The organism is Nonomuraea candida (assembly GCF_000725485.1).
Lineage (GTDB): Bacteria > Actinomycetota > Actinomycetes > Streptosporangiales > Streptosporangiaceae > Nonomuraea > Nonomuraea candida.
The window spans coordinates 1-387 of record NZ_JOAG01000157.1; the positions used below are offsets into that span (position 1 = coordinate 1).

The window sequence follows — 387 nt, forward strand, 5'->3', positions numbered from 1 at the left end:
AGAAGGTCCCACGACCCCGGACATGCAACGCCTGCCGGCTATCACACACGCCCGGTTTAGCCTCATCCGCTTTCGCTCACCACTACTCACGGAATCACTCTTGTTTTCTCTTCCTACGGGTACTGAGATGTTTCACTTCCCCGCGTTACCACCAACCGCCCTATACATTCAGGCGGAGGCAACACCACATGACTGGTGCTAGGTTTCCCCATTCGGACATCCCCGGATCAACGTCTGGTTGGCGACTCCCCGAGGCTTAACGCAGCCTCCCACGTCCTTCATCGGCTCCTGATGCCAAGGCATCCACCGTGTGCCCTAAAAAACTTGGCCACAAAGATGCTCGCGTCCACTATGCAAATCTCAAACAACAAACAGCAACCACATCCA

General features: G+C 55.3%; 1 rRNA gene. It reads right to left on the reverse strand.

From position 1 onward, the window contains the following. Window positions 1-330 (reverse strand): 23S ribosomal RNA (locus IO39_RS43495); the annotation flags it as partial. Window positions 331-387: the final 57 nt, after the last annotated feature.